An 8406-nucleotide genomic window follows, 5' to 3' on the forward strand; every position below is an offset into this window, starting at 1 on the left:
AATTGAACTTACTCTGCCCCTTTTTTGTTATGACTTATTTTGACCGGGGTTTAATTGCCGGTAGGGTAAAAGAATTGCTCGTATACAATTCTTCCGTCTTTAACTTCAAATACACATAACTCCTCCATTACATTCCGGCCGTGTTCTTTATAGGTCGCATCCACTTTCATAGTGCAGGCAAAAAAATCACCGCCAACAATTGGGTTCGAGATATAAACGTTATGCAGTTCCTGAACAGAATCGAGCCAATGGTTTGTAGCGTCCAGAGCAGCCTGTTTGCCAATTTTTTCTTTCATTGGCGAACCCTGGGGTTCGTGGCTCACTACGTTGTCATCGTACAATTCATTTATTGCTTCAACATTTTTCCCTTCGCGGCATAGCAACACAAGCCTGTTTGCAACTTCCTGCGCATTCATTGTTTCCACCTGAGTACTTATAACTTTAAATTTTAGATGTTAATAAAAAGGGTTAATTATTCCAAAAACAACACGGATGGCTGATGGTTTTTTTGGGTTGATTAAATTTTTGTTAAAAAATCAGAAAGGAAAATATAAAAAAAGAATGTTGATGATCCTGTAACGAAATGCATCAACAAATTCTGTTCGAACGGGGTGGTGATTGAGTATTAGTTGCCCCGACATCAGTACAGCGGTTTGTATAACCACAGAGAACACAGAGAAAACGCAGAGGTTCACGGAGTGTGGATTACCCGCCGAACACCATCTTTGATTTTTAGAACGTTAAAATTCATTAACAAACCAAGTTTGCAACCAGAGACCTTGAGATACGTAAGTGCCTGAGCTAGATGAATATCGTTAAGAGCTTCAACAGCCTTTATCTCCACGATTATCTTATTTTCAACCAGCAAATCCAGTCGATATCCACAATCCATTCTTATTTCTTTATAAATCAATGGCAATGGCCTCTCTTTCTCAACATAAAGCCCCTTACTTATCAATTCATAAAATAAACATTCTTTGTAAGCTGATTCGAGTAAACCAGGACCCAGTGTTTTATGCACAGTAATTGCAGACCCTATTAATTCCGTTGCTAAATCATTTTCTATTTGCATTTCTCTGTGGCTCTCTGTGTTTTCTCAGTGTTCTCAGTGGTTTAATATATACTTTTATGTGCTTTTTTCAGGAACAGATCCGTAGGTTTACTTGCAACCGAATCGATTAAATCGATTTTCATAGCATTTTTTCATTTTTCCTTTTCATAACAAAAAAATCCTCCTATATTTGCATTCCTTTTTGGAGAGGATAACTGTCCTGAAGAGATTGCCCGATAGTATAAAGGTAGTACAACGGTTTTTGGTACCGTTTGTCTAGGTTCGAATCCTGGTCGGGCAACAATTGATGATTTCGGATTTCGGATGTTCAATTTCGGATTTTACCCGAAGGAGCTTCAGAAATCCGAAATTGTTTTTAATAATGGACAACAAATCCGAAATCGAACATCCGAAATCTGAATAAATCTGAAATCGTAATTCGTAACTCGTAAATCAAACATGCCTTTACAATTTAATACCGTTAAATTATTTGCAGGCTCGGGCACCAAGGAGCTTGCTGCAAATATTGCGCAATCGTATGGCCATGAGCTTGGCGATGTGGTATTAACCCGATTTAGCGATGGTGAGTTTCAACCCCATTTTAATGAATCAGTACGTGGTTGCGATGTATTTTTAATACAGAGCACTAACCCACCAACAGATAACCTGGTGGAGCTATTAATGATGACTGATGCCGCCCGCCGTGCATCTGCCCATTATGTAACTGCGGTTATCCCATATTTCGGTTTGGCACGGCAGGACAGAAAAGATAAACCGCGCGTTGCGATAGGTGCAAAACTGGTAGCCAATATTTTGGTTGCGGCCGGCATCAACCGCATCATGACGATGGACCTCCACGCTGCGCAGATCCAGGGCTTTTTTGATATCCCGGTTGATCACCTGGATGCTTCGATCATATTTGTGCCGTACATTAAAGCGCTTGGTCTGGGTAATTTAACCATTGCTTCGCCGGATATGGGGGGCTCATACCGCGCCCGTACCTTCGCTAAATATTTTAACGCGGAAGTGGTGATCTGCGATAAACGCCGTAAACGCGCCAATGAAATTGAATCGATGACATTAATTGGTGATGTTACCGGCCAGGATATAGTGCTGATTGATGATATATGCGATACAGCCGGTACACTGGCAAAAGCAGCAGGATTAATTATGGAGCGTGGTGCACGCAGCGTTCGCGCGGTTTGTACGCACCCGGTATTATCAGGCAAAGCTTATGATACGATCGAGAATTCAGTATTGACTGAACTGATCGTTACCGATACGATACCGCTTAAACAGAAAAGCAGCAAGATCAGGGTGTTAAGCACTGCCGACCTGTTTGCCAAAGCGATAATGAATGTGAACGAACATGGCTCAATAAGCCAGTTGTTTAAGGTAGATTAGTTCATGGTTCATGGATGACAGTTCATGGCAGAAATCCATGGCAAATATCCATAAGCGATGAACAAAAAATAAAAGATGGTGAAATGGTTAAACTATGAACCATCAACTTTAAAATAATAAAACGATAGTGCCGGTTCTGCTATGAACCATTAACTATCAACTATGAACTAATAAATAAAAATCAAATTAATGAAATCAATTGCTATTAGCGGTTCTCCAAGAGAGAACGTAGGGAAACGTGACGCTAAAGAACTGCGTTATTTAGGCCTTGTGCCTGCAGTGCTTTACGGTGGGGCTACCCAAACCCACTTTTCAGTGTCCGCAGCTGATTTGAAACCCGTTGTTTATACACCGGTTGTTCATTTCATCGACTTAGAAATTGCCGGAGTAAAATCACAGGCGATCATTAAAGATCTTCAGTTCCATCCATTAACTGAGCAGATCATCCACGTTGACTTTTTGTTGCTGGATGAAAAGAAACCGATCACCATCGAGATCCCTGTTAAATTAACCGGAACTTCTCCAGGTGTAAAAACCGGTGGTAAACTGGTACAAAAATTACGCAAGCTGCGTATCAAAGCGTTACCAAAAGAGCATTTGGATGCTATTGAAGTAAGCATTGCAACTTTGGAAGTTGGAAAATCAGTAAAAGTTGGCGACTTAAGTGTTGGTAAATTAGTGATTACCAATGCAAAAGAAGATACCATTGTATCCGTAACTACTTCACGTGCTTTACGCCAGGCTGAACAGGAAGCTGCAGCAGGTAAAAAATAAGCTACGGCCCCCTAACCCCCTAAAGGGGGAACAAAAGTGGGTTAGTGAATTAACAGCGATGAGTTTTTACTTATCGCTGTTTTTATTTTAATTAATATCTTCGCATCATTATAGCGATGGGTTTCAAACCCATCGCTATAAAATTAATAGATCTTTAAATTCCCCCTTTAGGGGGCCAGGGGGCATGAAATATCTCATCGTTGGTTTAGGAAACATAGGGCCCGAATATGCCGATACCCGGCATAATATCGGTTTTATGATACTGGATGCTTTTGTAAAACAAGAGGGCGCTAAGTTTTATAACGACCGCCTGGCTTATTACAGCGAAGTAAACCATAAGGCCCGCACCCTTTTCCTTATCAAACCAACTACCTATATGAACAACAGCGGTAAGGCGGTAAGCCACTGGATGAAAACGCTGAAAGTGCCGGTCGAAAATGTGTTGGTTTTGGTTGATGATATCGCCCTGCCATTTGGTACGCTCCGTTTAAAACCTAAAGGAAGCGCTGCCGGCCATAACGGCTTAAAACATATTGAAGCAACCCTTGGCAATAATGAATATGCCCGCCTTCGATTTGGCGTTGGTAACGATTTTCCAAAAGGGCGGCAGGTGGATTATGTGCTGAATGGCTTTGATAAAGAAGAACTTCCGGAACTACCTGCCTTGATTGACAGGTCGATAGAAATGATCAAAAGCTTTGCTACGATAGGCACTGAACTGACCATGACGAGGTATAATAAGTAACAACCCCGTTACAAAACTAATATTTTAGTTAAATAGTGTTAAAAGGTGTTAAATCAACGTGGTTAGTCGTAACACTTCCATTAATTTCGGCGTCAATTAGCCGAAAATTGCAACACAACAATTATGAAAAAACTTTTACTGCTGGCATTTTGCTGCTTTATATGGGCAGGCTTGCGCGCCCAAACTACCCCACAAATGCTAACGGTGAAGGGAATCTCCATCGACTCGGCGGCCAACAAACCACTGGGCTATGTTACTGTTGCGCTGTATGATACCGCCAGCAAAAAATCAATAAAAGCAGGCCTAACTAAAGACGACGGTAGCTTTCAGCTAATAGCCCCGGCTGGTAAGGCTTACCAACTGGTATTGGCATCAATCGGCTATAAAAACAAAACCATCAATATTTCGGGAAAGGATGCGGAACTGAATGTCGGGAAAATATTTTTGCAAACTGCAAGCAAGCAACTAAACGAAGTTTCGGTAACTGCCGTAAGGCCCATCATGAAACGTGAGGTTGACCGCATCAGCTACGATGTGCAGGCTGATCCCGAAAGCAAGGCGCTTACCGCGCTGGATATGATGCGTAAGGTGCCTTTATTATCAGTTGATGCCAATGATAATATCAAACTAAAAGGTAATGGTAATTACAAGATCCTGGTAAATGGCCGGGAGTCGGCCCTGGTGGCGAAAAACCCTTCGGATGTGTTGCGCTCAATGCCGGCTACCAATATCGAAAGGATAGAAGTGATTACCACACCGCCTGCCAAATACGATGCGGAGGGGCTGGCAGGCATCATTAATATTGTTACCAAAAAAAATGCCGACCAGGGCTATACCGCCAATATCAGCGGTCGGTACAACAGTATTTTTGGTCCGGGTCTTAACGTACAGGGAAGTGCCAAACAGGGTAAATTAGGCTTAACCATGTTTGCAGGCGGAAGCAATAATAATGCTTTCGTTGCCGGAAACAGTAATGTGCAGCAAATTTTTGGCGGCCAGAGCACAACGCAAACGGGCACGGGCAGTAACCAGTTTGGCCACCATTATGCAGAGGCGGAATTAAGCTACGAGATTGACAGCCTTAATTTATTGACTGCCTCCTTCGAAGATTTTCACGGCAGGCAGAACCAAACCGGCAGCCTTTTTTCAAGTACTTTTAATAACGATGGTACACTTTCCCAACAATATCAGCAGCAAACATCGGGCTATAATACCTTCGGCGGCCTCGATGCTTCTATAAATTACCAGATCGGCTTTAAGCGCAACAAGGACCAGTTGTTAACCTTATCTTACAAATTCAACTTTTCGCCGGGTATTAACACCAGCAACAATACATTTTCGCAAAGGGTAAATGATTACCAGAGCAACCAGCCCGACTTTATGCAGTACAATAACCAGGGCGAAAGAGCACATACCTTTCAGATTGATTATGCCCAGCCGTTTAAGATATTAACGCTTGAAGCAGGGGCCAAGGCGATTATTAGGAATGACTTTAGCAATTTTAACCGATCGGACCTCGACTCGGCAACCAGTGTTTATGTTTTTAACCCCAGGTATACCGATATTTTTACTTACCAGCAAGATGTTTACAGCTTGTATAACTCGTACCAGTTTAAATTTGATAAATGGACAGCAAAAGCGGGTTTAAGGCTTGAACACACCAGTATCAACGGCGATTTTGCAACAGTTAACGCGACGATTAACCAGGGATACAATAATCTGATCCCGTCAGTATCCATACAGCGCAGTTTTAAAACCAGCAGCTATAACTTTGGGTTTACCCAGCGCATCCAGCGGCCGGGCATCTTTCAGTTAAACCCCTTTGTGGATACCTCTAACCCATTGTTCATCAGCACTGGCAATCCCAACCTGCGGCCCGAGCTGAACAATACCTTTGAACTGAACTACAGTAACTTTGCGGCAAGTTCATTTAACATTGGCCTTAGCTACCAGTTCTCCAACAATTCCATACAAAACGTGTCAAGCCTGAGGAGGGATACTGCAATCATCAACCCGCACGATACTACATTTACTACATATCGAAACCTGGGCAGCAACAGCAGTCTTGGCCTTAATGTTAACACCAACTTAAACATCACCAAAAAACTTTCACTCAGCCTGAACGGGTTTATCACTAAAATATGGCTTCGCGGTACTTATAACGGGCAATTTTACCAAAACAGCGGTTTTACCGGCAACGCGTTTGCTAATGCGGGTTACAAGTTCGACAACGGATTCAGGATCGGCATCGATGCCGGATTTTTTAGCGGGGATGTAAACCTGCAGGGACATTCGAGCGCTTTTATTTATAATTCACTCGTGTTGACCAAGGAGTTTTTGAATAAAAAGGCAACCATTTCCCTGGTGGCAAACAACCCTGAGACTAGGTACCACAACAATACCTCGACTACCACAACTGCCCAATATTACCAATATTCTCTAAACCAGGATCCATACCGCACCTTTGCGGTGAGGTTTAGCTATAAGATTGGCAAACTGAACAGCGAGATCAAAAAGAACCAGCACGGCATTAATAACGATGATACCAAGGGCGGTGGCAAATCAGGCGGTGGTTCGGGAGGATAATGGGGGAGAGCCAGGAATCAAGGAGCCAAGAACCAAAAAGGAAGTGCTGTCGGGCCGTTAGGTTACCACAGGAATAAACCTTAATGCCGCTAATGGTTTTTTAAAAGCGCCTTAAAATCAATTTTATCAAATTTAAACTCATCGGGTAAATCCCCGTTGGTATAGTTTACAATCATATCAAACTTTGCGGCATATTCACGGGGTACATATAAGCCGTAACCGTAAGGCCCGCTTGCACGATTGTCCTCCCAAACGGCAAGTTTGGTTTTATTGTCGATAATATGGATGTTGAGGGTTAAACTGATCGCATTTTCAAACATGCCAAAAGTCCATGTTTTGCTATCCGGGTTCTTTACCGACAGAATTTGCTGCGGAAAATATCCTTCCATATTCATATAGCATATTGTGCTGTCTGTTATCAGCTTTCTGTTCTCCAGTCCCGTGTCGCCCGGATAGTATAGATAATATTTGTTTTTGTATTTGTAAACCGGCAGCCATTGGCGTGCTAAACCCCCAAAGCGGAATTTTCTTACTGGTTTATGTAAATTCTTGTCAAAGTCCCTGCAATTTTGAATATAGGCGTTTGTGTCATTTTTGTCCATCTTAAAATCCAGCAATTTGGTATAGAAAGCTGACTTCCGATTTTTTTCAACGTAAATAATATGATAAAAATCCTTGCCCCGTTCCCGCATCAGAAAAATGGTGTCTGATGATTTTTTATTGCGACCTGAAACAGCCGAAGTGTCCTGTCGATACTTTGTATTGGTGAAGCAAAAAAATAATAATCCGGTAATGGTAAAGATTTTCATAATTCATGACGAATTTAAAAGTTTTGCCGATAGTTTAATTGTGTTTTATTGGCCTTACTATAGGAAGTTTTTCACCTTATCTTTACCGCATGAAAGTTTACGGAATAACCAATTGCAATACAGTAAAAAAAGCGCTCGACTGGCTAAAGGCTAACCACGTTGACTACGAGTTTCACGACTTTAAAAAATTGGGCATCAGCGCCGAAAAGCTGCACGAATGGGACAGCAAAGCCGGCTACGAAAAGTTTATGAACAAACAGGGCCTCACCTGGAAACAACTTGCCCCGGAAGTAAAAGAAAGCATCAAAACCAAAGAGGATGCGCTAAAACTCCTGCAACAAAAAACCAGCATGATCAAACGCCCGGTAATTGAAAAAGATAGCTTTTTGTTTTTTGGGTTTGATGAAGGGGAATATAAAAAATTAGTGATTTAGCGAATTAGCGATTTAGTGAATTAGCGATTTAGTGAATTTAGTAATTATTGATCATGGCTCTTTGATTTTCAATTTTTTCAAATCACTAATTCACTAACTCACTAATTCACCCTTAACCCACGTAACAATTATTTTACCTGCCGGGCCATTTCCCTAAATTATCCTATACTTGCTCATTGTAACTGACCAAATTATTTAACGATGAAATTAAACCTGATAGCCGGATTTGCACTGGCTTTTTTGACAGTGGTGAGCGTTGCCAATGCACAGGATGCTGCTAAACCTGCCCAGCCAACCACCAATTATGATTACCACGAAACTTTCGGTCCGCCGTTTTATACCAAAAATGGCACGGAATACCGGGCAGCAAACGGCGAGCCGGGCCCGAAATACTGGCAAAACCGCGCCGATTACCAGATAGCGGCCACACTGAACGAGGATGCCAATCAGATTACAGGCTCCGAAGTTTTAACCTATACCAACAATAGCCCGCAAAAACTGGGTTATTTATGGATGAACCTGGAGCAAAATTTATTTAAGCTTGATTCGAGGGGCACCGCAATCGTACCGCCGACAGGCAGCCGTAACTGGGGCCGCGGGCAG

At 42.2% G+C, this 8406-nt stretch carries 8 protein-coding genes, 1 tRNA gene and 1 pseudogene; 7 read left to right on the forward strand and 3 right to left on the reverse strand.

All coding sequences use genetic code 11. The features are described 5' to 3' along the window. Nucleotides 1-50 precede the first annotated feature (50 nt). Nucleotides 51-416 carry a nuclear transport factor 2 family protein gene (locus QZY09_RS03970; RefSeq protein ID WP_295668350.1) on the reverse strand — a complete coding sequence of 122 codons (366 nt, stop codon included), beginning with the start codon at nt 414-416 and terminating at the stop codon, nt 51-53. Nucleotides 417-691: 275 nt separating this feature from the next. After that, nucleotides 692-1072: a GxxExxY protein gene (locus QZY09_RS03975; RefSeq protein WP_295668353.1), complete on the reverse strand. Its 381-nt coding sequence runs from the start codon at nt 1070-1072 to the stop codon at nt 692-694. Nucleotides 1073-1281: 209 nt separating this feature from the next. Here QZY09_RS03975 and QZY09_RS03980 point away from each other — a divergent pair. The 5 genes from QZY09_RS03980 (at nt 1282) to QZY09_RS04000 (ending at nt 6560) form a co-directional block, all read left to right on the forward strand. Beyond that, nucleotides 1282-1352, forward strand: a tRNA-Gln gene (locus QZY09_RS03980). A 158-nt stretch (nt 1353-1510) separates the two neighbouring features. After that, nucleotides 1511-2455, forward strand: a complete 945-nt coding sequence (locus QZY09_RS03985; RefSeq protein ID WP_295668356.1) for a ribose-phosphate pyrophosphokinase — start codon at nt 1511-1513, stop codon at nt 2453-2455. Between the two features lie 189 nt (nt 2456-2644). Next, nucleotides 2645-3229, forward strand: coding sequence for a 50S ribosomal protein L25/general stress protein Ctc (locus QZY09_RS03990; protein ID WP_295668359.1), 585 nt, complete (start codon nt 2645-2647; stop codon nt 3227-3229). A gap of 184 nt (nt 3230-3413) precedes the next feature. After that, nucleotides 3414-3974 carry an aminoacyl-tRNA hydrolase gene (pth, locus tag QZY09_RS03995; RefSeq protein ID WP_295668361.1) on the forward strand — a complete coding sequence of 187 codons (561 nt, stop codon included), beginning with the start codon at nt 3414-3416 and terminating at the stop codon, nt 3972-3974. Nucleotides 3975-4097: 123 nt separating this feature from the next. Next, nucleotides 4098-6560, forward strand: a complete 2463-nt coding sequence (locus tag QZY09_RS04000; RefSeq protein ID WP_295668364.1) for an outer membrane beta-barrel protein — start codon at nt 4098-4100, stop codon at nt 6558-6560. Nucleotides 6561-6649: 89 nt separating this feature from the next. Here the strand turns inward: QZY09_RS04000 and QZY09_RS04005 are convergent, their stop codons facing one another. Next, the gene (locus QZY09_RS04005) at nt 6650-7369 is read right to left on the reverse strand and encodes a hypothetical protein (RefSeq protein ID WP_295668367.1); all 720 of its coding nucleotides are present in this window, start codon (nt 7367-7369) and stop codon (nt 6650-6652) included. 89 nt (nt 7370-7458) lie between these two features. Here QZY09_RS04005 and QZY09_RS04010 point away from each other — a divergent pair, with 89 nt between their 5' ends. Both QZY09_RS04010 and QZY09_RS04015 read left to right on the forward strand, forming a co-directional pair. Then, nucleotides 7459-7803: a Spx/MgsR family RNA polymerase-binding regulatory protein gene (locus QZY09_RS04010; RefSeq protein ID WP_295668370.1), complete on the forward strand. Its 345-nt coding sequence runs from the start codon at nt 7459-7461 to the stop codon at nt 7801-7803. 201 nt (nt 7804-8004) lie between these two features. Next, nucleotides 8005-8406, forward strand: a pseudogene (locus QZY09_RS04015) (M1 family peptidase); the annotation flags it as partial.

The organism is uncultured Mucilaginibacter sp. (genome assembly GCF_903913935.1).
Classification (GTDB): domain Bacteria; phylum Bacteroidota; class Bacteroidia; order Sphingobacteriales; family Sphingobacteriaceae; genus Mucilaginibacter.